We start from the raw sequence: 25,361 nt of genomic DNA on the forward strand, positions 1-25,361 counted from the left end.
TTGAGGTATAAATGGTGTCAGCTAAAAGTTGTTAGCCAAAAAAATGTTAGCTAACATTGCCTCGTGGACAATTAGCCTTCAAGCACACCCAATACATCAGATTCTTTCATAATCAATAGCTCTTCGCCGTCAACTTTTACCGTTTGACCAGCATATTGACCGAACAAGACTTTATCGCCAGCTTTTACATCTAACGCGCGAGTTTCACCGTTGTCACGAATCTGACCGTTACCGGTTGCTAGCACTTCACCTTGTGAAGGTTTTTCTTGAGCAGAACCAGGAAGTAAGATACCACCCGCAGTTTTTGTTTCTTCTTCTATACGGCGGACGACAATACGGTCATGTAAAGGACGAATGTTCATCGATATGACTCCAAAAGTTGGTTATTAAAAGTAAGGGTTTATTTGAATTAATGATCTCAATACCAAGATCTGTCAGAATGTCTGCTTAAAAACAGCATTCTTTAGATAAGCTTTGAGCTTGTATCAAAAAGTGGGGGCAAGGTAAGTTCGGTTCAAGTGTAAAGACCAAAAATTTACAAGAATTTTGCACATTGTCGCTTATTCAGTCAGTAATGATGTTTTTAAAAAATCATTTGATTGAATTGCATGCTATTAAAGGTCTCAGCATTATTCTAAAACATCGGATTTACTATCGAATAGCGGCCGTAAATGTAAGCGCTGAGACGTGAGTGCATTTTGGTTATTACTATCTATTTCATTTACGCCGTCTTACTAAGATTACAGCAAGTTACTGCGCCTGCTTTATTTAGCAAAACCAGCAACATTAACTACATTAGCCAAACGCTTGACTCTGTCGCTGCCCTTGAAAATGTAACAGAGTATGACCATATATAGGACTGAGCACATAACAAGACCTATAAATAAAAGCTGATAACACAGCCTGAAACCAAATTAAGGAATATCCATGAGTTTTTTATTAAACAATAAACAATCCCTAGCAACCGATTCTAATAACCCGAAACGCAGCCCATCTAAATTTTTAACCGCATTAACCACTGGGGCGAGCATTGCTGCGATTGGAGCTTTAAGTATGACCGCACCTACCCTCGCGAGCGCCAAGAACATTGAACCATCAAGCGCCAATTATAGCTTTACCGTTGAAGACAAATACAAAGGGACGGCTACGCGTACGTTAAATAAAGCCGGCAATACGTGGAAATATAACGTCAATGCGCGGGTAGCCGGTGTCGCAAGTGCTGCGCAAAACAGTACCTTTAGCATTAACGGCAATAATGTCGTTCCAACCCAAGCAAGCACCACTTATAAGCTACTAGGTGTTGGTCGTACCCATAAACTGGACTTTAATCCAAGCAGTAAAAAGGTGGTAAGTAACTATCGCGGCAAATCGACCACCATGAATATGGCGCAGCAAGCCTTTGATGATTTGAGCCTCGAGGTGCAAATTCGCCAAGACTTGCTAAACGGTAAATTCTCTGGCAACTATTACATGGCGAAAAAAGACAAAGTAGAAAAAACGCCGTTTAAAAAATCAGGTAATACTAAGATTACCGTGCCAGCAGGTACCTTTGACACCGTGCGTGTCGACCGTGTCCATGATGACAACAGCCGCTCAACCAGTTTTTGGTTGGCACCAAGCTTAGATTATCTACCGGTTAAAGTCAGCCAGATTAACGATGGTAAAAAGATGGATTTAGAATTAACCAAGGTTAATTAAGCCATTATTTCTGCATAAATGACTAACATAAAAAAGCGGCGCTCTAAAGTAGAGTGCCGCTTTTTTGCTATCAATCTTGCTATCAATATAGGTTACAACAACACAGGATACCAAGATTCATCTAGCGAGAACGTGGCTGCTTAACGACATTATTCATTGATGGCAGGCGTTTTAGTAAGATAAATAACCAAACATTGATTGCCAGCAATAACACAAAATCAAGTAGATATACCACTATCTCAGCCCAACTGCTGCCATAGATGCGCGTAAACAGCACCACACCGCTCGCCCCAAGATAAACCAAGGTAAACATACTGCCTATCAATAGCGCATACGGCGAACGTCCACGTAATACCGATGGCGTCAAGACAAACGCCGGCACCAACCATAGCGCTTGCCAAGCAATACCGCCGATAATATCTGGATTACTGGGATTAAAGACACTGATTAAAATCGGCAGCGCCAATAATCTAAAAACCAGCCATACCAACCACGTCACCATCAACCGCTGACGAATAGGCGCTATCGGTTTTTGCGCCTTAGTAGCATTGCTAGACTGAGTTGATTTTTCAGTTGGTGTTTGAGTGTTATTGTCCTGATTGGAGCGGTTAGTAGCCATGAGAGATATTTATTTCCTAATTGATAGCAGCAATAGTTAGAGGTTAATTAACTAGACAGCAATTAACGATTCCAATTGGCTTGGGCTAAGGCAGACGCCGTAATCGCCAAACGACGTCCTTGGGCAATAGCCAGTTCGCGCTCATCTGCCGATACCGGCTGATCATGTAAGGCGCCGCTGACATGGCTTGCGCCATAAGGTGAGCCACCACCACGGGTACGATTTAGGGCAGGCTCAGCATAAGGGACGCCCACAATCATCATGCCATGATGCAATAGCGGCATCATCATGGTCAGCAAGGTCGTCTCTTGCCCGCCATGCATCGAACCGGTGGCGGTAAAGACGGCTGCTGGTTTGTTCTGTAGATTACCAGCCAGCCAAAGCGTCACGGTATTGTCCCAAAAATACTTCATGGGCGCGGCCATATTACCAAAATGCGTCGGACTACCAAGCGCCAGACCGCTACAATCTTTTAAATCATCCATGGTGCAATAAAGGTCGCCTTCATCAGGAATGGCAGGCTTACTTGCCGTGGTTTCAGGCGCGACTGTCGGCACCGTACGAATACGCGCCGTCATGCCAGCGTCTTCAATACCTTGGGCGATGGCATATGCTAATGTCTTAGTCGTACCATAATTTGAATAATAAAGTACCAAAACATAAGGGGCGGTCTGACTCATTAGCAAAACTTCCTTCTAAAATCATTGACGTTGTTATTTGATATATGTGTTATTTGCATCATATATAGCGGGCAACTTATAGCGGGCAACAGGCATTATAAATAGATGTGCACATTATGCCCGAGTCATTCACTGACATGCAAACAAAGCGCACTTAGCCGTGTAGTTTAAGTGCTGTTATATATAATCCATACTAATTGAATCGATTATAATCATGATGCAGAACAGGGATGAATTTTTCTGACTTGCTGTGCCTACGCAGACAGAGGCTGCAAAAAATTCATCCCTGTTCCGCTACATATTTTTTATATTTAATCCACTATAGAATGATATGAAAGCCGCTTAAATGCATTTCGACACAATTAAGCGGCAGATTCTCAATGCCCATTTTTGCTACACTATTCGCACTCTTATCCGCGTTAAATGGTCGTCATGGAAAACTTATTAAAAAAAATCCCCTTTTTACACCAAAGCTGGTTTCAATTTCTGCGTTTTTTGACGCGGCATTTCTTTGAAGACAACTGCCAACAAAAAGCCGCGTCGCTGACCTATACGACCTTATTATCCATTGTACCTATCCTAACGGTACTCTTAATGATTTTGTCCTCTGTTCCAGCTTTGGCTTCCGTCAGAGCGCAGATTTATGAGGTTATTTATAGCAATTTGCTACCCCAATCGAGCTTACAGGTCAGTAAATATATCAATACCTTTGCTGAGCAATCATCAAATCTAACCATTATCGGCGCGATGGTTTTATTCTTTACCACCATCATGACCTTGACAACTATTGAGCGCGCTTTTAATCAAATATGGCGGGTAGAAAACCGCTCTGGTGGTATGAAAAGTATGCTGCGCTATTGGACCATCGTCACGCTAGGACCGTTAGTATTAGGCACAGCATTCCTTGCCTCAAGCGCAGTACAAAGCCTAAGTTTTTTAAACCGACAAATTGCTGGTTATGGTATCGATTGGTCATTTTGGGTACAAGTCGTTTCCTTTACCATCACGGTAGCCGGCTTTATCAGTATGTACTGGTTCATTCCAAAAGCGCGTGTCCCTGCAAAAAATGCCGCCATTGCCGGTGTGTTTGTCGCGATTATCTTTGAGCTAATGAAGAATCTTTTTGGTACCGTAATGGCAAACTTTACCAGCTATGAAGTCATTTATGGTGCGTTTGCAGCACTACCAATTTTCTTATTATGGATATATCTGTCGTGGAATTTGATTTTATTGGGCGTTGAGATTAGCTATACCTTGACTATTTTTGAAACCGAAGAAGTCTATCCGCGCCACCCGCTCTTAAGTTTGCTTGATATGTTAAACCTCGTTTATACCCATCATTTAAAAGGTGAAGCGGTGAGCGAACAAGCATTACGCAATGTCTTGGGGCGCAAAGAGCTGCCAAAATGGTATACCTACCTTAATTATCTACAAGACAGCAACTTGATTACCATGACGGAAGAAGAGGATTATGTGCTGAAAAAAGATTTGAGCAAAATGACTTTATGGGACTTTTATCGCACCCTACCTTATCCCTTGCCTATCAAAGATGAGCTGGATGAGATGAGCCCAGAAGACCAAAAACCATGGCTAAGCTTGTTGGTCAATCGCTTTGAAAATACAGAAGCCTATGCCAAGCAGCAATTAAATATGCCGTTAAATACTATTTTTGCTCATAGTGAACCGCGAAAAAAATCAGCAGAAAATGAAGCCGATTTAGCTAAAAAAGAGCGCTCTAAACTCTTTAGAAAATCTAGCGCTGCGACTCCTAATCACTTAATTAAGGAAGATAAAGATAGTGATGACGTCACGCCACGTTTTGAGCCAGTCGCTTATGATAAAGACAGTGACATAGAGTATGACGAGCATAATAATGAAATTATCCTACCTAAAGATGTTGATATTGATAGTGACAAAGTGAATGCTGACAGCAGGCACGCTACCCATAGAGGAGATATCATTACTGAGGCAGATAATCCTACAGCAAATTAGCTCAATATAAATTTACTCATAACCGTAATGAGACATAAATAAGCCCCTACTATAGGGGCTTATTTTTTTACTAAATTTTTAATCGTTATGGCTTATATGGTAAGGTAATTTACTTTTAAGAGATTTTATCAGCCAAATAGAATCCTTAATTGTTAATAAAAATGGGATTATTTCTTAGGTTAGTTTTTAGGTCATTTGTGGAGCACATAACATTGGATAAACACCCTGAGAATGGCTGGCTTAAATTTGCATGGCTTACACTCATGCACAGGTTAAAGCAATTTAACCAGCTCTGGTCATTGCAGACACTGACCGATTTGCCTGATCGCCTAAGAAATATATGGCAGCAGCTTATTGGCTCTTATTGGTTTATTCCAACTGCTTGTGTGGTGCTAGGTATTCTACTGGCGCCTGTATTGGTCACCATTGATGAACATTTCGACCGCGAGACAGTTAGAGAAATCACCTTTGCCTTTACAGGTGATGATGATGCCGCCCGCGCTATTATGACCACCATTGCCGGTGCCGTACTTGGTGTCGCTGGGACCACTTTTTCGATTACGATTGCCGTGTTATCGATGGCGTCTTCGCAATTTGGCCCCAGATTGCTGCGTAATTTTTTGACAGATACCCCCAATCAGTTTGTCTTAGGTGCGTTTATTGGCACTTTTAGCTATAGTTTATTGGTGTTAAAAGCCATTCATAAATATGATGTTGGTTTTGGGGTGCCGCAATTGGCGGTGACCTTTGCCATTATCATGGCGATTATTTGCGCGTTATTATTGGTGTATTTCGTGCAGCATATGGTACATGCGATTCAGGCATCGCATGTGATTCAAGGCGCCAGTAATGAGGCGATTAAAAATATTCACTACTGGTATAAAGACCGCTGCGATATTGAGCATCAACGTGACGTTAAACATCATGACGTCGAACAGTTTCATACTTGGCCTGCCACGCCAATTTATCCACCGTGCTCAGGCTATTTGCAGCAAATTTATCTAGAGTCACTGATCACCTTGACCCAAGATTATGGCGGCGTGGTGCACATGAACGCCAATCTTGGTGATTTTGTCACCGATAGAAATATTATTGGCTATTTTTATCAGCGTCCAGCCGCCCATTCAAACAATCGCCATCAAACCAATACGCCAAATCTGGCTATCGTCCTGCGTGCGCCTGATGCGCTGTTCTGGCAGCGCTTTGCTGGCTGTATACGTATTAAGCAACGCTTAAGCCACCCCAACGATATCGCTTATAGCTTAGGACAAATGACTGAAATCGCTGTACGCGCCCTCTCACCAGGGATTAATGATCCAAAAACAGCGGTCAACTGTGTGCAGTCTTTGACCGCTTGTTTAAGCATTATGATGCGGCGTCAGCCTCCCAGCCCCTATCACTTTTATACATCAAGCCCAGATCATTCGACCTCAAATCAATCAACGTCAAAGCAATTAACGTCAAAGCAACCTGCGCCAGATAAAACAAACCCAGACAACAGCAATATTGAAAGCATAAACAATAAACCACGCGTCGCCATATTGGCCGTCGTGACCCATACTCCTAAAATATCTGACTTTATCGATGCATCGCTTGGCGAGATACGCCGTTACGCGACCGCAGACTTGATGGTATTAAAGGCGCTTTGTCAGGCATTGGTGGATCTCAATTATGCTAAAGTTAATAACGCCCAGCAGCAAATGCTACTACATGAGCTGACATTGATTGAACGTGCGGGACAAGACAATCTCAGCTATCAAGAATTGGTCGATGACTTAAGCGCCATGTGCCAACAAGCTAAGCAATTTATTCTCGATGAGGATGCCCAGCATCAATACTTTGCTTATGTCCCTAAGTTTGATGCTCATATTCGTCAAACGCTACAAGCGCAATCAAGATAATCCCTAAATCAAGTTGCATTACTAAAAATAAGTTTGCTATTCATAACTGGCATGCAAGCGCGAAAATAACTAAAATAAAAACCCAGTCAATCTTTATAAGTTCTAATCTTAGGACAATTTATTACCATTATTTGAGACCTTTTTTATGGCTCCTACCAGCAGCTTGACCATACTAGAAATCAGCGCTATTTTTTTATCGATTACCGCCTTACTGACTTACGTAAACCATCGATTTATCGGTCTGCCAACGACTATTGGCGTAATGGTTATCTCCATTTTACTATCTATCGGTGCGATATTTTTGGGCTTTTTAGGTTTTGATGAGCTGATTGATTACGAAGTGAGTTTATTGGAGCAGCTTGATTTTACCGAAGTCTTATTAGACGGCATGCTGTCTATGTTGTTATTTGCCGGGGCGCTACACGTCAATATTGGCGATTTAAAACGTTATAAATTGCCCATTGGTATCCTTGCTTGTATTGGCACGATCGTATCGGCGCTATTAATTGACGCTGGCAGGCGTGATAGGTGGTTATGCACTCGCTAGATTGGCATTTATCAGGTCCACTTGCGATGGTAATGATGGGATTAATGGTTGGTAATCGCGGACGGGCACTAGCGATGAGCGATAAAACACGCCATTATATTGATCTATTTTGGGAATTAATTGATGAGATTCTCAATGCTATTTTATTTGTGTTAATTGGTTTAGAAGTGGTGATGATAGCTTATTCGGGCAATTTATTTATCGCCGCTGGTTTGACCATTGTTATCGCTCTGCTTGCGCGCTTTATCGTGGTAGGTATGACCACCAAAACCTTTCACCGTCAGCTTGATTTACCGACAGGGGCATGGAAAGTACTGACATAGGGCGGATTACGTGGCGGCATTTCGGTTGCTCTGGTCTTACAGCTACCGGCAGGCAGCGAGCGTGATATTTTGTTAGCGCTGACTTATGCGGTGGTGATATTCTCTATCTTGGTGCAAGGTTTGAGCGTCGGTAAAGTCGCCAAAAGTATTCGTACTGATGAAAAAGTAGCAGAAATATAGGCTTTAAAGAGTATTGATTTAGTCGTTTTAGTAAAATAAAAGCCAGTATAAGTATCATCGCTTATACTGGCTTTTTTAGGTCTATTGAACGCGTTTATCTATTTTTATAGCAGCCTAGTTATATCAAACCTTTGCGCTTCATATTGCGATAAACCACGATTACAATAATAATATTCGATACCAAGATGGCAAGTTTAAACCAGTCAAATGGGCTAGCAAACAGATAATAAAGCTCGATAGGAATAAATATCCCGTAGCCTAACACCCCAAACCAATATGCCCACGTTCTATCTTGCCATAGACCATAGGCTTCAAGAAAGCGCAGGCTGGCATAAGCAAAAATCAACAATAAAAATACTGGCCAATTTTTGCTTGCCTGCTGAGCAATGCGTACCGCACTATCAACTTGCGGTGCCAGTAGCTGGCCAAAGCTCTGTTGCCAAGAAGCGGTCGCTGTCGTAAGCCAATGCTCAAGGTCACTATGCCATGACCATAAAGCTCCCGCCCCTAATAGCGCACCAACACCTTTGACCACCTCATATATTGCGACCGCTTTAATAGATTCGCTAGAGGTACTAGCACGACTGTGCGGTTTATGCTGCTGGCTGATTATATCTAGGTCGTTATCCTTCGAGGATGGTTGCAGATTATCATCCTGTCGGGGCAAGTTAGCCAAAGAAAGTCTCCACAACGCGGCCTTGCAACTGCTGATTAAAGAATGGCGTATTCTTACCATTTGACAGCATGGATTCTGTGGTCACTTGCCATTCGAGATTGGGGTCGACCAATACTGCGCCGCCGATACTTTCATACTGATCATTAATACCAGCAATTTTTGCTGGATTAAGACAGATTTTATCGACCAACTGTTCTAAAGTTAATACTTCATCACGTACCAACTGACACGCCAGCGCCATAAAGGTATCAAAGTTTGAGATACCGGGCGTACTCTCAGCAAATGGTGCTTTTTTAGCCGTACTATTTAATGGCTCATGATGGCTGCAAATCGCATCAATGGTGCCATCTTTTAGCCCGCGGCGAATGGCTTGCTGATCGGTATTACTACGCAGCGGTGGTAGCACATAAGCTTGGGCATTAAAGCCTTTTAAATTATCATCGGTTAAGTACAGCTGATGCATCGCCACATCACAAGTCACCGGCAGCCCTTTGTCTTTTGCCCAACGCATCAGCTCAATCGAAGACTTACAAGATAACTGGCTAAAATGTGCGGCAATACCCGTTTCTTCCACCATCAATAACTGCGTCGATAAAGCGACGGTTTCAGCAATCCAAGGAATCCCTTGCAAACCATGATATGACGCGATATAACCTTCATGTGCCACGCCATCACCAGAGAGACTTAGCTCATCAGGATAAAAGAATACTTTCATATTAAAAGTAGCCGCATATTCCAAGGTACGCAGTAATACTAAATCATTGCGAAAAGGTCGACGCGCATTAGATACCGCGATACAGCCACCTTTTTTAAGCCCAGCGATATTTGATGGGCGCTCGCCTTCTAAGCCTGCGGTCAACGCACCTAAAATATGCAAATAAATACCGCCATCACCAAGCGCCCGCTCACGCAAGCCTTTTAACAGCGAGCCGTTTTCTAAAATAGGATTGGTATCAGGCGGAATCACTACATGCAAAAAACCATTGCCACGAGCAGCGCGCCCTTCTGACTCCAACGTACCGTGTTGTTGTTGCCCCGGTTCACGTAGGCGCGCGCACAAATCAACCAAAGGAGGCAGTAGCCACATTTCGCGCTCTGACTCAAGAGAAGCCAGTTTATTGGTTACTGTGCTTGGTAGCACGTCTTTAAATGCTTTTGGAAGTAAGTCGTGCATATGAATATCTGAATTCGTAATGTGAACCATGAGCGTTATTACCGTATCAATAAAATGGGATAATTGACTTCCTCCCCTCCCTAAAGTGAGGGGATTCCTACCGCTAGACGCTCAAGCCCGAGCGCGAGAATGTTTTTTGCCGCATTAATATCGCGGTCATGAGTGACACCGCACTCACAAAGCCATTCTCTTATTCCAAGACCCGTCCTACCTTTCGGACTGTTTTGGCGTGAGCCACAACACGAACAAGTTTGGGTGGTGTAACTTTCATTTACCTCATCATAGTAGCAACCTGCGTTCTCGCACTTATAGGTCAGTTGCCGCTTAATCTCAAACCAACCTGCGTCATAGACGGACTTGGCTAGCTTGCCCCTAGTGAATGATTTTGATTGAAGTTTGCCAATGATGATTATTTTATTAGTCTTAGCAAGGTTGGTGGTAAATTTATGAATCAAGTCTTGGCGTGTATTTTTAATCTTGGCGTGAATCGCCTTAACTCTTTGTTTGTTTTTAGCCCGCTGAGCAATGCCTAGTTTTTTAGCGTATTGCTGGGTGACTTTGGTTTTTAGTACCTCACCATTACTTGTCATTGCTGAGTCTTTACAGCCTAAATCAATACCAGTTTCTCCTGTACCGCACTCAATTTTTGGGTACTCTTTAACGGTGATACAGGCATACCAGTGGCCGCGACTGTCTTGTACAAGCTCACAGGTGTTAATGGTGTAGAGTGCTAGATTGTAGCTATCCCACACATCGATGGTCAGTTTCTTACCTTTAGCCAAGCTGAATTGAATGGTGGATTTAAGACTTTTCTTTCCTGCTTTTTTGACACCTAAGTATTTGATTGCTGTTTTTTTAAAGGGAATCCAACCAAGTGATTTGCGCTTAGATTTTGGGTTATTGGTTCGCCAGTTTAGTTTGGCTTTTTTGAATTGCTTTCGAGATTTAGCATGGGTTTCAGTAACAGCTTGCAAGGTTTGACTGTGCAAATTCAAAAACTCACCACTGCCTTTTACATAAGTTGCAATATCATAAGCTGAAAAGAAATGATTGGTGCGTTGAAGATGCTTAAAACTCAAGTCATTCACATAGTTCCACACAAAATTAACTGCGCCCGCTAAGGTATTTAGCTGATTGGCGTGTTTGTCTTTGATGCGTAACTTGAGCGTTTTCATAGAGTGATTATGGTCTTAATGAGTTTGGTTGACAAGTCTGTTTTAAGGCTGAGCGACAATAGCTGACGCCTGATATCCACGCCCTAGAAGGGAGATGGTTTTACGGCGCTTTTTGATAAATATAAAATAGGGCAGCAGAGGATTATTGACTCGCAGCTTGATGGGCGCGCTGACCTTCCATTGCCAGTGACAAGACCGCCATACGAATAGCGATACCGTTATTTACCTGCTTTAAAATCACAGACTGCGCTCCATCGGCGACGCTTGAGGCAATCTCAACACCGCGGTTCATCGGCCCTGGGTGCATCACCAAGGCGTCAGGTTTAGCCAATGCCAGCCGCTCTGGTGTAATACCATAGTGTTTATAATATTCACTCGACGACGCTAATAGCGGCGAGCCGATACGCTCATTTTGTATTCTTAATCCCATAATGACATCACAGTCCGTGACACAGTCATTCATATTTTCATACACTTGTACGCCAAAACGCTCAATACCTTTAGGTAACAAGGTACGCGGCGCGCAGACGCGAATGTCTTTAACGCCTAACGTTTGTAGCGCACTGATATCAGAGCGTGCGACCCGTGAATGCTTGATATCACCAACGATAGCCACTGACAATTCTTCAAATGGGCGCGGCGCTTCACGGTGAATGGTCAGCATATCGAGCATCCCTTGGGTTGGATGCGCATGCCAGCCATCACCGCCATTGATAATAGCAATATCCGGCGTCACTTCGGTTGCCATAAAATGGGCCGCGCCTGACGCTGAATGCCGTACCACAAAGATATCTGCAGTCATCGCTTGCAGATTCCACAGCGTATCGCGCAAGCTTTCGCCTTTTTTGGTACTAGAGCGCTCGATATCGATGTTTAGCACATTGGCACCAAGACGCTTTTCAGCGACTTCAAAGGTTGTACGGGTACGCGTTGACGGTTCAAAAAATAAATTCATCACCGTATAGCCTTCAAGCTCAGGACGGTTAATAAGCTGCCCATTTTCATCAAAGAACGTCTCAGCTTTGGCAATAATTGCCTGCAACTGCGCCTTATTAAGACCTTCTACCCCTAAGAAATGGCGAATACTACCATCGTTATTAAGCTGCGGACGACTTAACGAGCTATTAAGCTTTTGATGAATGGTATCAGGGTCGAATTTAGCGTAATCCGTTGGCGAGACGGTCTGGGTTGAGCGACTATCGATAGAATTTGACATAATGGCAGGTCTTTATTGTTGGTTTATATGATTTGCTAAGCATCATTGATGCATTTTTTGGCGATTTACGGTCGATAAGCACAGAGACAAGGACATTTTGGCACTTATTTGCTACAATTTACCCCAGTGGCAGTGATAGACATAACACCGCAAAAAACAGCATTTGTCATCTTCTTGGGTAATAGCCATAGACCTGTCATAACCATCATTAAAATCCGCTTATCCAAACGATAAATAAATAATAATAGCGCTAGTGTAGCTGATTTTGTGGTCAGGACAAAGATGCCGTGTGGGGTATTTAAAAATTTACCAGATTTAAGGGCATTAAGTACGAGCTAAAATATTTCTCAAACGCTCATTTTTGCTTTAAATTTACCAGCCTTTATTTTAAATCATATTCATTTCAATAGCCTTTATCAGGAAGCATTATGACAACCTTAGCAAACTATCTAAACGCTCATGCAAGCAACTCTGCACTCAATGACGTGATTACTACCGTGACTGATGTCGGTAAGACCATCTCACAGTTATTAAGAAAAGGGGCGCTTGCAGATATCTTAGGTGAAGCGGGCAATCAAAACGTCCAAGGTGAAGAGCAGAAAAAACTCGACGTGTTGGCTAATGATTTATTATTAGACGCTTTGGCAAAAAACAGCCATTGTGCGGGCGTCGCTTCAGAAGAGCTCGACGATGCCACCCCTGCCAATGCCGATGGCAGTTTATTGGTATTGTTCGACCCGCTTGATGGTTCATCAAATATCGACATTAATATGGCCGTCGGTACTATCTTCTCTATCCTACCGTACCAACGCCAAGGTCAAACCAGTGAAAATAGCGACTTCTTACAAGCGGGCAACCAACAGCTAGCCGCCGGTTATTTGCTATATGGTACCTCTACAGTATTGGCGCTGACTATTACTGATAATGTTGTGATGTTTAGCTTAGACCCTGATACCAATGACTATGTGCTGATAGAAGAAAATGTCACCATCGATGCTGATACCAGCGAATACGCTATCAATGCTTCAAACTATCGTTATTGGCGCGCGCCGATGCAACAATATATCGACGAACTCATCGCTGGCAAAACTGGTGTTCGTGGTCGCGATTTCAATACCCGTTGGGTAGCGGCGATGGTCGGTGATGTGCATCGTATTTTATGTCGCGGCGGGCTTTTTACTTATCCTTTTGATACTAAAGATGCCAATAAAGCGGGCAAGTTACGCCTTATGTATGAAGCCAACCCGATGAGCTTGTTGATTGAGCGTGCTGGCGGCGCTGCCACTGACGCAGTCAATCGTATCTTGGATATAGCGCCAACCGATATTCACCAACGTGTCCCTGTGGTACTTGGTAGCAAAAATGAAGTCGAGTATGTTAAGAGTTTACATGTAAATTATACTGATAAATAATTCAGCCGCGCCAATCTGCTAACCGTCATTATAAAGCGATATAATCGATATACCTTATATTGATAGTCCTTATAATGACGGTTTAAACTTTTTATTTTTTCTAAGCGATCCATTATGGTAGCAAATCCCACCGAGCTTATTACCTCAGATAAAAATACGACCGTCAAGCTTGTCAAAGGGTTATTAACGCAAGCGCGCCAACGCAAAAAGCAAGGTCAAACCGTCATTGAGGGTGTGCATCTAATCGATGCGGCGCTGCGTAGCGATTATCCGTTCGTGCAAATACTCCTTGCAGACTCAGCGCATCAGCATCCTGAGGTTCAGCAGATTTTAACGCGACTGCCAACCTACACACCTATTTTGACTTTGTCCGATGTACTGTATGAGAGTATTCGTAGTTTAGGTACGGGCATTGACATTATGGCGCTGATTACTATACCAACGCCCAACTTAGCGGCCATTAGTGACGATTGTCTTATTCTTAATGATGTACAAGATAACGGTAATGTGGGCACGCTGTTGCGCACTGCTGCCGCAGTTGGCATACGCAATATCCTATGTACCAGTGGTACCGCGCAAGCATGGTCACCAAAGACGCTCAGAGCAGGTATGGGCGCACAGTTTGCCCTAACCATTTATGAAGATCTCAGTGTGCAAGATATTTTGGATTATGTGCAAACGCCGCTATTTGCGACCAGCTCGCATACAGATACCGTCATTTATCAACACGACTTAAAGCAACCTATTGCTTGGATTATGGGGCATGAAGGCCAAGGCGTATGTGATGAGCTGATGCAGTGCGCCACCCCTATCGCTCTACCGCAGCCTAATGGGCAAGAAAGTCTTAATGTCGCCATTGCTGGCTCATTATGCTTATATGAGACGTTGCGCCAGAGAAAATATACTTAGCACAAATTAAAAAATGACAAAAAACATTTTCGAGTTGATAAAAAACCCGCTATAAAAATAGCGGGTCTTTTTATGCTTAATTACTTATTAAGTAAGAACTAAATCTTGCTAGTCAGCTCAGGTAATGCTTCAAACAAATCAGCTTCTAAGAAGTAATCAGCAACGCTAGCGATAGGTGCTTCTGGGTCATTGTTGATAGCAACGATGACTTTAGAATCTTTCATACCAGCCAAATGCTGAATAGCACCTGAGATACCAGCCGCGATATAAAGCTGCGGTGCCACGATTTTACCCGTTTGACCAACCTGCATATCGTTTGGTACATAGCCTGCATCAACAGCAGCACGTGATGCACCAACAGCAGCACCAAGCTTGTCAGCTAATGGCTCAATGTATTTAGTGAAGTTTTCACCATTTGCTAGAGCACGACCACCAGAAACAACGATGCCTGCTGAAGTTAATTCAGGACGGTCAGATTTGGCCATCTCTTCATTAACAAAGCTTGCTTTACCAGTTTCTTGCACGTTGTCGATAGTTTCAACAGTCGCTGAACCACCTTCACTTGCTACTGGGTCAAACGCTGTCGTACGTACTGTCATGACGACTTTATCTTCTGTGGTTTTAACCGTTGCCGTGGCGTTACCTGCATAGATAGGACGCTCAAACGTTTGCGCGTCTACTACAGCTGAGATTTCTGACAACATGCTCACGTCAAGTAAAGCTGCCACACGTGGCATAAAGTTCTTACCAGTGGTGGTAGCAGGTGCAAGGATATGGCTATAATCACCAGCAATATCAGCAACCAATAGCGCAACGTTACCAGCCAATTGATGCTCATAAGCGGCATTGTCTGCTAATAATACTTTAGTCACGCCTGCGGCTTTAGCGGCTTCATCAGCTGCCGCTTGTGCGCCACTACCCGCGACCAATACATGGACATCATCACCCATTTGTTTAGCAGCAGCGATCGTGTTTAAAGTTGCCTTTTTTAGACTGGCATTGTCATGTTCTGCATATACCAAAATTGCCATTGTTTTTGTCCTTTATTTATTCGTATCATCTATTCATGCGGTTGTTTGTGTACAGCGTTATTTATCCATTTAGCTTAAATATTAAATAGCTTAAATATTAAAATACTCAGACCTCATAACGTTGCACAGGATATGCCGTAGCAAAGTATTAACAATTAAATAACTTTTGCTTCATTTCTTAGCTTATCGACCAACTCGTCAACTGAACCCACTTTGATACCAGCTTTACGCTCAGCAGGTGGCACGACTTTGATAATTTCTTGCTTAGATGCCATATCAACACCAAAATCAGCAGGCGTTTTCTCATCAAGTGGCTTTTTCTTCGCTTTCATGATGTTAGGTAATTTAGCATAACGTGGCTCATTCAAACGTAAGTCAGTGGTAATAACCGCTGGTAGATCAAGCGCTAGGGTCTGTAAACCACCGTCGATTTCACGAGTGACATTTACTTTACCGCCGTCAACTTTCACTTCTGACGCAAACGTACCCTGACCAATACCCATCAATGCCGCTAGCATCTGACCGGTCTGGTTATTGTCATCATCAATAGCTTGCTTACCCAACAGGATAATATCGGTAGATTCAGCCTCTGCGATACTTTTTAGGATTTTAGCGATTTGTAGTGGATAAGGTTTTGCGTCAGTCACTACCAAGACACCACGGTCAGCACCCAATGCCAAAGCTGCACGAATCTGCTCTTGTGACTCTTTTGGACCAATTGATGCCACAATAATTTCATCAATCACGCCCGCCTCTTTTAGACGAACCGCTTCTTCAACAGCAATTTCATCAAAAGGGTTGATTGACATTTTAGTGTTAGATAAATCTACGCCAGAATTATCAGCTTTTACACGAACTTTTACGTTGTAATCAATGACACGCTTGACCGCTACTAATGCTTTCATACGTTCCTCGTTTATTAATGTTATGAATTAAAAATTGCCAGTTAAGAACCAGAGGTTCATCTTTTTCAAACTGTTGTTCAAATCGTCGTTCAAAATACCACTAAAGGTTATTACTACAGTAACAGAAATTTTAACTAAACACTCATAAGCCAATCACCAAAAGTGTCTTGGCATAATACTTGCTTTTTACCAATAATCAAAATTTAAAAGTAAAATATTAAAACCTGTTAAAGCTAAGCCAACCGTAATTATCAGACCCATCTATCTTGCGTGAGCACAGTGCTAAGGTCAAGGCAACGCCGTGAATAATGCGTCATAAATTTGTCACCACTGTTGCAAAAAGCGTCTATAAGCGCATAAATGAACCATTTATCTTATTAAAAACCGTTAGCAGTATAATATTTATTATGCTTTCTATGCTTTACGAATCACTTAACTGGATAATTACCTCTTGATTTAGGCTTTTATTACATTTAAAACCTACTATAGTCAGTCCTAAATAAAATAAGTACAAGTATTATAATGCGCTACTGGTATTCATTTTCCTTGCTTGCTGTGCCTACGCAGACAGAGGCTGCGCAAAATGAATACCAGTAGCTCTGTGTTCATTTTATAGCGGATCGCCTATATTCTATTTAAAATCAATGAGAACAAGCTTAGTGATATTAAATATGTAGTCTATTTTCTTAGAAAATTGCATAAAAAAAGCAACCTGATGAGAGGTTGCTTTTTTTTAAAGTCTAAACAGTATTTTTATTGTTTTAACAAACAAAGGAATCAATGCTTATTAATAATCTTTTGCTATTAAGTAAACTGATAAATCAGTATGACTCAATAATCAGTAAGATTAGATAGCTTCGATTTGCTCAGCTTGTGGGCCTTTTTTGCCATCACCTAAGATGAAAGACACTTTTTGGCCTTCGGCTAGAGTTTTGAAACCGTTACCTTGGATAGCGCTGTAGTGAGCGAATACGTCTTGTCCGCCATTGTCTTGAGCGATAAAACCAAAACCTTTAGCTTCATTAAACCACTTTACAGTGCCTTCAACTTTATCTGACATAAATTTTCCTAACTCTTTAACTGTTGGCGAGACGTGTGTCATCACCGATTAATTGATATATACTCAAGTATTTTCTGCTGAATGCGTCGGCTTAAACCCTTGATATATCTAGAAGATATACTATCTGTTCTCGCCTCAAATCCTTTGAGTACAAGCTGATTATAACAGCTTTTCTCAACTGCAACAGGTTAAATTACTTTTTTTTGTAAATAATTCACTTCTTATGTAAAGGGAATGGTTAGGATGACGTTAATCTATCCAAGCTATTGATTTTCATAACTATTTGTCGTTATTTAGCAAACTATAACTAACACTCATCACGTTTTTCTTAATGATAAAATTAATAAATTAACTATTTAACTCGATATCTATTGCGGTAGCGGTAGCCATGGTGACGATAATACCAGTAGACATAGGGCAAAAAATATCAAGGAAAACGATTGGCTATAAGCGATGTACTTAGCTGGAACCACCAAGTCTTTCGGTGAATCTGGTATGCCTTTGCGTTTGAGTAGCCGTGTGCCGTATATCCAACCATAGATAGTATAGATACTATAAGCAACCGGAACTGCGAGCGCTAATGGCGCTAGATCGATAACATATAAGGCGACTGTCGAGACAAAAAACCAAGCGGTATCAATCAAGGAGCTGATTTGGAAAAATTTGGACTTTGGCAGCTTACCCTGATTGCTTTTGAGCATCTCCCCTTCTATCCATATCAAAACAGCCACGATAGCGCTCAGAGTAATATATGCGAATTGCGGCGTTAGCCAGTTAGGATTTGGTATTTGCACAACAGACAACCTGTAATCAAGAAAAAATAAGAATAAGAAGCGACATGAAATAACGCTTTAAGTAAGACAAAGTCATTGATAAAAATGATGAAGGCTGTCTATATGAGGCAGAGATGCTGTGTTTTCAACCAATATCGAAGTAATTGACATGAAAACCTTACTTAGCTTATTGAAATAATAGCCGTTAAAAAACCCGTGCCATCAAGTGATAACACGGGTTTTGATTTCTAGATGAGTGATTAATTACCTAATCGCTCACTAGCCAATTAGTTTTTGTCTTTATCGATGATTTTGTTGCCGCCAATCCAAGGCATCATACCGCGCAATTTAGCACCAGTCACTTCGATTTGATGCTCAGCGTTGTTACGACGACGTGCGGTCATTGATGGATAGTTGGTTGCGCCTTCACTGATGAACATTTTTGCGTATTCGCCAGATTGGATACGTTTTAGCGCATTACGCATGGCTTCACGTGATTGCTCATTGATAACTTCAGGGCCAGTCACATATTCGCCGTATTCAGCGTTGTTACTGATTGAGTAGTTCATGTCAGCGATGCCGCCTTCATACATGAGGTCTACGATAAGCTTTAGCTCATGTAAGCACTCAAAGTAAGCCATTTCTGGTGCGTAGCCTGCTTCTGTTAGGGTTTCAAAGCCCATTTTTACTAGCTCAACAGCGCCGCCACAAAGAACCGCTTGCTCACCAAATAAGTCAGTTTCAGTTTCATCTTTAAACGTGGTTTCGATGATACCTGAACGACCACCACCAACACCAGCAGCATAAGACAAGGCTAACTGCTTAGCTTGACCTGATGCATCTTGGTAGATAGCGATCAAATCTGGAATACCGCCGCCTTTGGTAAATTCTGAGCGTACAGTATGGCCTGGTGCTTTAGGCGCAACCATAATAACGTCAAGATCGCTACGTGGAACGACTTGGTTGTAATGAATCGCAAAACCATGAGCGAAAGCCAATGTTGCACCTTCTTTGATATTTGGTTCAATCTCATTTTGATAAAGCTCTTTTTGGAACTCATCAGGTGTCAAAATCATGATGACGTCAGCAGCTTTTACCGCTTCTTCTACTTCCGCAACTTTTAGACCAGCGTTTTCCGCTTTTTTCCATGAGCCAGAGTTGGCACGTAGACCAACGGTCACATCGACGTCTGAATCTTGTAGGTTAAGTGCGTGTGCATGGCCTTGTGAACCGTAACCGATAATAGCAACTTTTTTGCCTTGGATAATCGATAGATCACAGTCTTTGTCATAATAAACGTTCATAAGTAGAGTCCTTTTCCTCAATCATGGCGGGCCATGGATAAATAAACGCCTAGATTACAGTCACTGTCGTAAAGTGATTTGCTATATAAGCGCTATGTTAAGTGTTGAATAAATAAGTTTAAAATACCAAGCTTAAAACCGTATATTTTGCAATAAACGCTGATTATAAGCTTAGCGTTTTTTCGCCGCGTGCAATACCAATCACACCCGAACGCACGACTTCCATGATACGTTCGCGGCCAATCACATCGATAAAGCCGTCAAGCTTGGCTTTGTCACCGACGATTTGAATGGTATAAAGGTTTGAATTTACATCAACGATTTGTGCGCGGAAAATATCGGCACTGCGTTTAATCTCTTCACGTACACCGCCTGTCGCTCGTACTTTGATTAGCATAAGCTCGCGTTCGACGTGTACGTTATCTGATAGATTAAGCACTTTAACCACTTCAATCAATTTATGCAATTGCTTGGTGATTTGTTCAATTTTTTCAGGTGACGTAATAGTGGTTAACGTTAAGCGAGAAATACTCGGATCGTCTGTTGGGGCAACGTTCAAAGTTTCGATGTTGTAGCCACGTTGAGAGAACAAACCAACCACTCGCGACAACGAACCCGCTTCGTTTTCCATCAATACCGAAATCAGATGTTGTTGTTGCATTAGGTACGCTCCCCTTTTGTTAACCACATATCACGCATCGCTTGCCCAGCGATTTGCATCGGATATACATGCTCGTTACGATCGACATAAACGTCGATAAATACCAATTTATCTGTCATGGCCATGGCTTCCGCCAACTGTGCTTCCATGGTCGCAGGATCAGTAATCTTGATACCGACATGACCATAGCTTTCGGCCAATTTGACAAAATCCGGTAATGAATTCATATAAGACTGTGCGTGACGACCTTCATACAGCATGTCTTGCCACTGTTTTACCATACCTAACTGGGCGTTATTTAGGTTTAAGATTTTAACTGGTAAATTATACTGTAGGCAGGTTGAGAGCTCTTGGATATTCATTTGAATAGAGCCTTCACCGGTAATACAAACCACGTCGCGCTCAGGGTTAGCAAGCTTCGCCGCCATTGCGTATGGCAGGCCAACGCCCATGGTACCAAGACCACCTGAGTTTAGCCATTGACGCGGCTCATTGTAGGTATAGTAAAGCGCCGCAAACATCTGATGCTGACCGACGTCACTGGTGATAATCGCGTTACTATTAGTCACTTTATCTAAAGCTTGCACGACCGCTTGTGGCTTAATGCCATTGTCAGTACTGGTGTCATAACGCAGGCCATGACGCTTACGCCACTCGTTAATTTGTGACCACCAATCTAACAATGCATGTTGTTCTAGCTCTTTATCATCACCGACAATCTCTATGATATCGGTAAGGACAGATTTGACATCGCCCACGATCGGAATATGGGCATTAATCGTTTTTGAAATAGACGTAGGATCAATATCAATATGAATAATCGTCGCATTCGGACAGAATTTTTTGACATTATTGGTTACGCGGTCATCAAAACGCGCCCCAATTGCCAAAATGACGTCAGCATGATGCATGGTCATGTTGGCTTCATACGTGCCATGCATACCAAGCATTCCTAAGAACTGACTATCAGAGCCAGGAAAGGCACCCAAGCCCATTAGGGTATTGGTTACTGGTAAATTCAAGCGATGCGCAAGATGAGTCAGCTCTTTATGTGCATTACCTAAAACTACCCCGCCACCAGAGTAAATGATCGGGCGCTTAGCAGCAAGCAGCGTTTCAACCGCTTTTTTAATCTGACCACTATGACCTTTTAATGACGGCTGATATGAGCGTATAAATACCTCTTTTGGATATTCATAAGCAAATTTCTCGCTAGGCGCGGTCATGTCTTTTGGCACATCGATGACCACAGGACCGGGGCGTCCAGACTGGGCAATATAAAAGGCTTTTTTGACAATCATAGGAATTTCGCTAGCATGGCGCACTTGAAAGCTATGCTTCACGATAGGACGCGATACACCAACCATATCGGTTTCTTGGAAGGCATCTTCACCGATTAGGCTACTAGGTACCTGACCTGCGATGACCACCATCGGCACAGAATCCATAAAGGCGGTGGCAATAGCCGTCACCGTGTTGGTAGCGCCCGGACCTGAAGTCGCTAAGACCACCCCTGTCTGCCCTGTGACTCGCGAATAAGCATCTGCCATATGACCGGCTGCTTGCTCATGACGTACTAAAATATGCTCGATATTCTCTTGTTGAAACAAGGCATCATAAATATGCAGAACAGCACCGCCTGGGTAGCCAAAAATATATTTGACCCCTTCATCTGTTAGTGATTGCACCAACATCTCAGCACCAGATAGCATCACGGGCTGATCGCTACCTTCAGCAAGGCGTTGTTGCTTCTCTTCAAAATTTTTGGCGGCATTACCCGTTTGGGTATGTCCAGTCATATTTGGACTTTGCGTGGTTTGCGTCACTGTCATCACCTTTTTTTGTGGCAAGTATTGGTGTTTATTTATAAGAGAAAACCACGATATTTACATAGGGTTGTCTGGCTCTTAAAATAAATACGAATCCTTGTCCATATCAAGAATGTGTGCCCACCATATCTAAGTAACGCTGTTTTATAAGACAGCAAGCCACTCAAACACAGCAATATATGTAAGGTCAGTATTGTGACAGGAGTTTATCGATAGACAAGTGACAAGATGCGAATGCATCTATAAAAGAAGCTTATTATTTGTGATGAATACGAGCTTACGCTAGTAATAAATAAATCGATAGCGCATGAAAAAACAAATCTCAAAATGGTGACACGTTATAGGATTTCTAAATCATATAACCTGTTTATGAGTAGATGTTACAGCCACACATTATGCCCTATTTTTACTACAGCCAAATCTTAGCAAACATACTAATAATAAGTTTATCTTAGTCATTGTAGACGGATAAGTCCGGAGACAATAAATATAGCATTTGATAACCATTGCGATAATGACCATCTATTTTATATTCTTGTCACAAAGAAAATAAAGCTAAGCGAGCTACTGATAAGCAACCGCTAGTCCTTATTTTCAAGTGCCACGGCAATATCATAAAAGCCGCTCACTGACCAATCAACTGCTATTATATTCGGTGGTTTGGGCACCATTGTCAAGAAAAACTTCTAAACCCTATACCTAACTATTAGTTATTAAATAATGTACATTTATAAGTATTATTTGCTAGAATCAAACGCTAATGTATTTATATTGTTATTAAGACGTTTAAATATTATCCTTAACTGATAAATATATCCGTTTTTTACCTATTAAGAGGATTGTTACCATGGCATATGCGTCTACGATAAATACGGCTGCCAAACTGCTTATGAGTATCAGCACGGCGTGTATGCTCATGCTACCAATCAATGCCAGTCATGCCATTCAGGTTTATAAGTCTATCGGTGCGCATGGTGAGGTAAAATACAGCCAACATGCCCCGCAAGATGGTAGGAATATCGAAGTGATTGAATTTCGCAGTGACGGTAGACAAAGTAACGCTGGGCAATTGGCCGGTAAAACTGAAGCCAATCAAGCGGCACCGCAAAGCGCAGAAGAACAGCGTGTGGCGCAGTTAGAGGCGCGTATCAAAGAGCAAGAGGCGCAGGCCAATGCCCAGCGTTGCCAGTCATTACGTAACAATTTGACCAACCTCAATGTTGGCGGACGTATTTATGAGATGGATGCCAACGGTAAACGTCAATATTTAGATGGCCGTGAAATTGAGCTTAAGCGTGAGCGCGTACAACAAGCCATCAACCAATATTGTAATGGTGCCAAGACCTAATTTTAATTATTTTAAACAATGTTAGCACCGCTCTATTTAATGCTTATCCGTTATTAGTTATTTAGTCAGCAATTGCATAACATGACGAATAGCAGCGGGCATATCTTGCGCTTGTAAGCCTCGTTGACCGACCAATAATGACCTATCATTATTGGTCATACTGCTAAATTTTTCCGTTTGTTTGACTAAGCAGTCTCCTGCCAATCCATGAAGAAGCACCGCTTGGTGTAAACTACGCGCTGCTTGGTTTAAATCTTCTTGAGCTAGTAGACCTGCAATCACACCTGATAGCACATCGCCCATGCCAGCGCTTGCCATGCCAGCGTTACCGACGCCGCAAACATAAACATGATGCTCTGCTTTACCTTGTTCCAAAATCAACGACCCGGCGCCTTTTAATACCCAATCTCCACCATATATCTTGGTACACTGTTTTATCGCTGCTAACCTATCAGCTTCTAGCTCACTAATCTTTTTATTTAATAACTTAGCGGCTTCACCACTATGCGGGGTGAAACAAACCTGATGCTTAGCGCTATGCTCTTTTAGCTGTGTGATTAATTGATGTTCATCGAGATGTAATGCTGCCAGATGATAAAGACCGTCCGCATCAATGATTATCGGCTTACCTTCTCTTATCGCAGCTTCAATATAAGTGATAAACACTGCTTTTGCTTTTTCATCACGGCCCAGTCCCATACCGATAGCAACCACACTGGCTTCCTTGATAAGGTTCTTTACCCCATCGGTATCATGTAAATTCATCGTCATTGCATCTGGCAGTGAGGTTAATAGCGCCCCATGAAATGCCTCGTGACAGGCGACAGTAATTTTACCAGCCCCTGTTGCCATCGCACTCGAGGCAGAAAGGATAGCGGCACCGCCCATCCCTTGGGAGCCATCAATACGATTACCACCAATGATTAATACGTGTCCATAACTGCCTTTATAGCTGTTTTGCCGACGAGGATTTAAAGGATGCGCAGTCGTCGTTAATTTGGCAACTGGCTTAAATTCTTTATTATCCATTTGATACGGTATCAGCGGTATATCCATTACTTCTCCGCTATAATCCATACCATCTTTGGTATGCAAACCAAATTTACGCGCAATTAAGCATAGCGTCGCATCAGCTTGCACCGCTATTTGGTCGAATACTTGACCCGTAGAAGCAACCAATCCGCTGGGAATATCAACCGCAATCGCCAAAGCACTATCATCCTGAATAGCAGCATTAAAAGCGCAAATTGCCTGCTTATAAATACCTGTAGGCGCACGATCTAAACCGATACCGAATAGCGCATCGATATAAACATCCGCTTGCCACTGCTTATTTACTTTCTCATTGTTATTGTTATTGTCATTATAATTACTGTCTTCAAAGCACTGATAAGAACAGTTAGCAGACAACGCTATCTGTAGCGCCTTTTCTGCATCCGATAGCGCACTTTCCTTATTAAGATATTGCGTTGTATTAACTATCTCAAACTCATGACTATCAAAACCAACGGCTATGACCTCTACTTGCCAGCCCATTTGCTGCAAATAATAAGCAATCATCCAACCGTCGCCACCATTATTTCCCTTGCCCACCCAAATGCTGACTCGATGCGAATAAGCAGGACGATTGTAAAAATTAATATTATCTGATTCATGAATATTGATGGATTTTTGCTCATACAGCGCCGCAATATACTGCGCCATTTGCCATGCCGCTTGTTTCATCAGTCCAAAACTATCATGACCGTCGGTAAACCATGCCTGCTCCATAGCATAAAGTTGTTTACTGTTATACAGCGCAATAGGCATGGCGGTATTTGCTAATAAATTGACTGGTAATGGCATGGCTGATTCTCGCTTATTTTATTGAATAGCTTTATTATTTTAATAATAGGATGACGTATCATCCCTATGAGCTTATTCAAATGTTAGGTTCGATTAGATATCA

The 25,361-nt window shown here is 42.3% G+C and carries 23 protein-coding genes; 8 read left to right on the forward strand and 15 right to left on the reverse strand.

What is annotated here, in order from left to right; translation table 11 throughout:
* Window positions 1–71: 71 nt before the first annotated feature.
* Window positions 72–362 carry a co-chaperone GroES gene (locus QJS82_RS09065; protein WP_010196840.1) on the reverse strand — a complete coding sequence of 97 codons (291 nt, stop codon included), beginning with the start codon at window positions 360–362 and terminating at the stop codon, window positions 72–74.
* A gap of 565 nt (window positions 363–927) precedes the next feature.
* On the opposite strand from QJS82_RS09065, the gene QJS82_RS09070 reads away from it, so the two are divergent.
* The gene (locus QJS82_RS09070; RefSeq protein WP_201562598.1) at window positions 928–1,698 is read left to right on the forward strand and encodes a DUF3108 domain-containing protein; all 771 of its coding nucleotides are present in this window, start codon (window positions 928–930) and stop codon (window positions 1,696–1,698) included.
* A gap of 121 nt (window positions 1,699–1,819) precedes the next feature.
* Here the strand turns inward: QJS82_RS09070 and QJS82_RS09075 are convergent, their stop codons facing one another.
* Entirely contained in the window at window positions 1,820–2,317 is a 498-nt protein-coding gene (locus QJS82_RS09075; RefSeq protein WP_281490278.1) for a hypothetical protein, read from the reverse strand.
* 62 nt (window positions 2,318–2,379) lie between these two features.
* A complete protein-coding gene (gene wrbA, locus QJS82_RS09080; RefSeq protein ID WP_201562602.1) occupies window positions 2,380–2,997 on the reverse strand; it encodes an NAD(P)H:quinone oxidoreductase in 618 nt (205 codons plus the stop codon).
* 432 nt (window positions 2,998–3,429) lie between these two features.
* Between wrbA and QJS82_RS09085 the strand changes: the two genes are divergently transcribed.
* The 4 genes from QJS82_RS09085 to QJS82_RS09100 all read left to right on the forward strand — a co-directional run bounded on the left by QJS82_RS09085 (window position 3,430) and on the right by QJS82_RS09100 (window position 7,760).
* The gene (locus QJS82_RS09085; RefSeq protein ID WP_281490279.1) at window positions 3,430–4,989 is read left to right on the forward strand and encodes a YihY/virulence factor BrkB family protein; all 1,560 of its coding nucleotides are present in this window, start codon (window positions 3,430–3,432) and stop codon (window positions 4,987–4,989) included.
* Window positions 4,990–5,252: 263 nt separating this feature from the next.
* Window positions 5,253–6,890 (forward strand): DUF2254 domain-containing protein, encoded by a 1,638-nt coding sequence (locus tag QJS82_RS09090; RefSeq protein ID WP_281490280.1) that lies wholly within the window; start codon window positions 5,253–5,255, stop codon window positions 6,888–6,890.
* A gap of 145 nt (window positions 6,891–7,035) precedes the next feature.
* Complete coding sequence (locus QJS82_RS09095) at window positions 7,036–7,437, forward strand: cation:proton antiporter domain-containing protein (RefSeq protein ID WP_281490281.1); 402 nt, start codon at window positions 7,036–7,038, stop codon at window positions 7,435–7,437.
* Window positions 7,425–7,760, forward strand: a complete 336-nt coding sequence (locus QJS82_RS09100; protein ID WP_281490282.1) for a cation:proton antiporter domain-containing protein — start codon at window positions 7,425–7,427, stop codon at window positions 7,758–7,760. Before QJS82_RS09095 ends, QJS82_RS09100 begins: the two co-directional genes overlap by 13 nt.
* Window positions 7,761–8,058: 298 nt before the next feature.
* On the opposite strand, the gene QJS82_RS09105 is transcribed toward QJS82_RS09100, so the two are convergent.
* The 4 genes from QJS82_RS09105 to QJS82_RS09120 form a co-directional block, all read right to left on the reverse strand.
* Entirely contained in the window at window positions 8,059–8,616 is a 558-nt protein-coding gene (locus QJS82_RS09105; RefSeq protein ID WP_281490283.1) for a DUF2127 domain-containing protein, read from the reverse strand.
* Window positions 8,609–9,790 (reverse strand): dihydroorotase, encoded by a 1,182-nt coding sequence (locus tag QJS82_RS09110; protein ID WP_281491705.1) that lies wholly within the window; start codon window positions 9,788–9,790, stop codon window positions 8,609–8,611. The genes QJS82_RS09105 and QJS82_RS09110 overlap by 8 nt, the downstream gene beginning before the upstream one ends.
* A gap of 80 nt (window positions 9,791–9,870) precedes the next feature.
* Entirely contained in the window at window positions 9,871–10,965 is a 1,095-nt protein-coding gene (locus QJS82_RS09115; RefSeq protein WP_281490284.1) for an RNA-guided endonuclease InsQ/TnpB family protein, read from the reverse strand.
* Window positions 10,966–11,107: 142 nt separating this feature from the next.
* Window positions 11,108–12,181: an aspartate carbamoyltransferase catalytic subunit gene (locus QJS82_RS09120; RefSeq protein WP_281490285.1), complete on the reverse strand. Its 1,074-nt coding sequence runs from the start codon at window positions 12,179–12,181 to the stop codon at window positions 11,108–11,110.
* A gap of 428 nt (window positions 12,182–12,609) precedes the next feature.
* Here QJS82_RS09120 and QJS82_RS09125 point away from each other — a divergent pair, with 428 nt between their 5' ends.
* Together QJS82_RS09125 and QJS82_RS09130 are read left to right on the forward strand one after the other, a co-directional pair.
* Window positions 12,610–13,593 (forward strand): class 1 fructose-bisphosphatase, encoded by a 984-nt coding sequence (locus QJS82_RS09125; RefSeq protein WP_281490286.1) that lies wholly within the window; start codon window positions 12,610–12,612, stop codon window positions 13,591–13,593.
* Window positions 13,594–13,707: 114 nt separating this feature from the next.
* The gene (locus tag QJS82_RS09130; RefSeq protein ID WP_281490287.1) at window positions 13,708–14,502 is read left to right on the forward strand and encodes a TrmH family RNA methyltransferase; all 795 of its coding nucleotides are present in this window, start codon (window positions 13,708–13,710) and stop codon (window positions 14,500–14,502) included.
* 98 nt (window positions 14,503–14,600) lie between these two features.
* On the opposite strand, the gene QJS82_RS09135 is transcribed toward QJS82_RS09130, so the two are convergent.
* From QJS82_RS09135 to QJS82_RS09165, 7 genes are all read right to left on the reverse strand, one after another.
* Window positions 14,601–15,533, reverse strand: a complete 933-nt coding sequence (locus QJS82_RS09135) for an electron transfer flavoprotein subunit alpha/FixB family protein (protein ID WP_281490288.1) — start codon at window positions 15,531–15,533, stop codon at window positions 14,601–14,603.
* A gap of 155 nt (window positions 15,534–15,688) precedes the next feature.
* The gene (locus tag QJS82_RS09140) at window positions 15,689–16,438 is read right to left on the reverse strand and encodes an electron transfer flavoprotein subunit beta/FixA family protein (RefSeq protein ID WP_201562624.1); all 750 of its coding nucleotides are present in this window, start codon (window positions 16,436–16,438) and stop codon (window positions 15,689–15,691) included.
* 847 nt (window positions 16,439–17,285) lie between these two features.
* Window positions 17,286–17,498 carry a cold-shock protein gene (locus tag QJS82_RS09145; protein ID WP_057758834.1) on the reverse strand — a complete coding sequence of 71 codons (213 nt, stop codon included), beginning with the start codon at window positions 17,496–17,498 and terminating at the stop codon, window positions 17,286–17,288.
* A 368-nt stretch (window positions 17,499–17,866) separates the two neighbouring features.
* Window positions 17,867–18,292, reverse strand: coding sequence for a hypothetical protein (locus QJS82_RS09150; RefSeq protein ID WP_201619956.1), 426 nt, complete (start codon window positions 18,290–18,292; stop codon window positions 17,867–17,869).
* Between the two features lie 266 nt (window positions 18,293–18,558).
* The gene (gene ilvC, locus QJS82_RS09155) at window positions 18,559–19,575 is read right to left on the reverse strand and encodes a ketol-acid reductoisomerase (RefSeq protein WP_201562628.1); all 1,017 of its coding nucleotides are present in this window, start codon (window positions 19,573–19,575) and stop codon (window positions 18,559–18,561) included.
* A gap of 163 nt (window positions 19,576–19,738) precedes the next feature.
* On the reverse strand, window positions 19,739–20,236 hold the full coding sequence (ilvN, locus tag QJS82_RS09160; protein WP_183621152.1) for an acetolactate synthase small subunit: 498 nt from the start codon (window positions 20,234–20,236) through the stop codon (window positions 19,739–19,741).
* A complete protein-coding gene (locus QJS82_RS09165; RefSeq protein ID WP_201562782.1) occupies window positions 20,236–22,068 on the reverse strand; it encodes an acetolactate synthase 3 large subunit in 1,833 nt (610 codons plus the stop codon). Before QJS82_RS09165 ends, ilvN begins: the two co-directional genes overlap by 1 nt.
* Window positions 22,069–22,912: 844 nt before the next feature.
* Here QJS82_RS09165 and QJS82_RS09170 point away from each other — a divergent pair.
* Window positions 22,913–23,413 (forward strand): DUF4124 domain-containing protein, encoded by a 501-nt coding sequence (locus tag QJS82_RS09170; protein ID WP_201562632.1) that lies wholly within the window; start codon window positions 22,913–22,915, stop codon window positions 23,411–23,413.
* Window positions 23,414–23,470: 57 nt separating this feature from the next.
* Here the strand turns inward: QJS82_RS09170 and QJS82_RS09175 are convergent, their stop codons facing one another.
* Window positions 23,471–25,258 carry an NAD(P)H-hydrate dehydratase gene (locus tag QJS82_RS09175; protein ID WP_281490289.1) on the reverse strand — a complete coding sequence of 596 codons (1,788 nt, stop codon included), beginning with the start codon at window positions 25,256–25,258 and terminating at the stop codon, window positions 23,471–23,473.
* Between the last annotated feature and the right edge of the window lie 103 nt (window positions 25,259–25,361).

The sequence above is a fragment of the Psychrobacter maritimus genome (genome assembly GCF_029953575.1).
Taxonomy (GTDB): domain Bacteria; phylum Pseudomonadota; class Gammaproteobacteria; order Pseudomonadales; family Moraxellaceae; genus Psychrobacter; species Psychrobacter maritimus.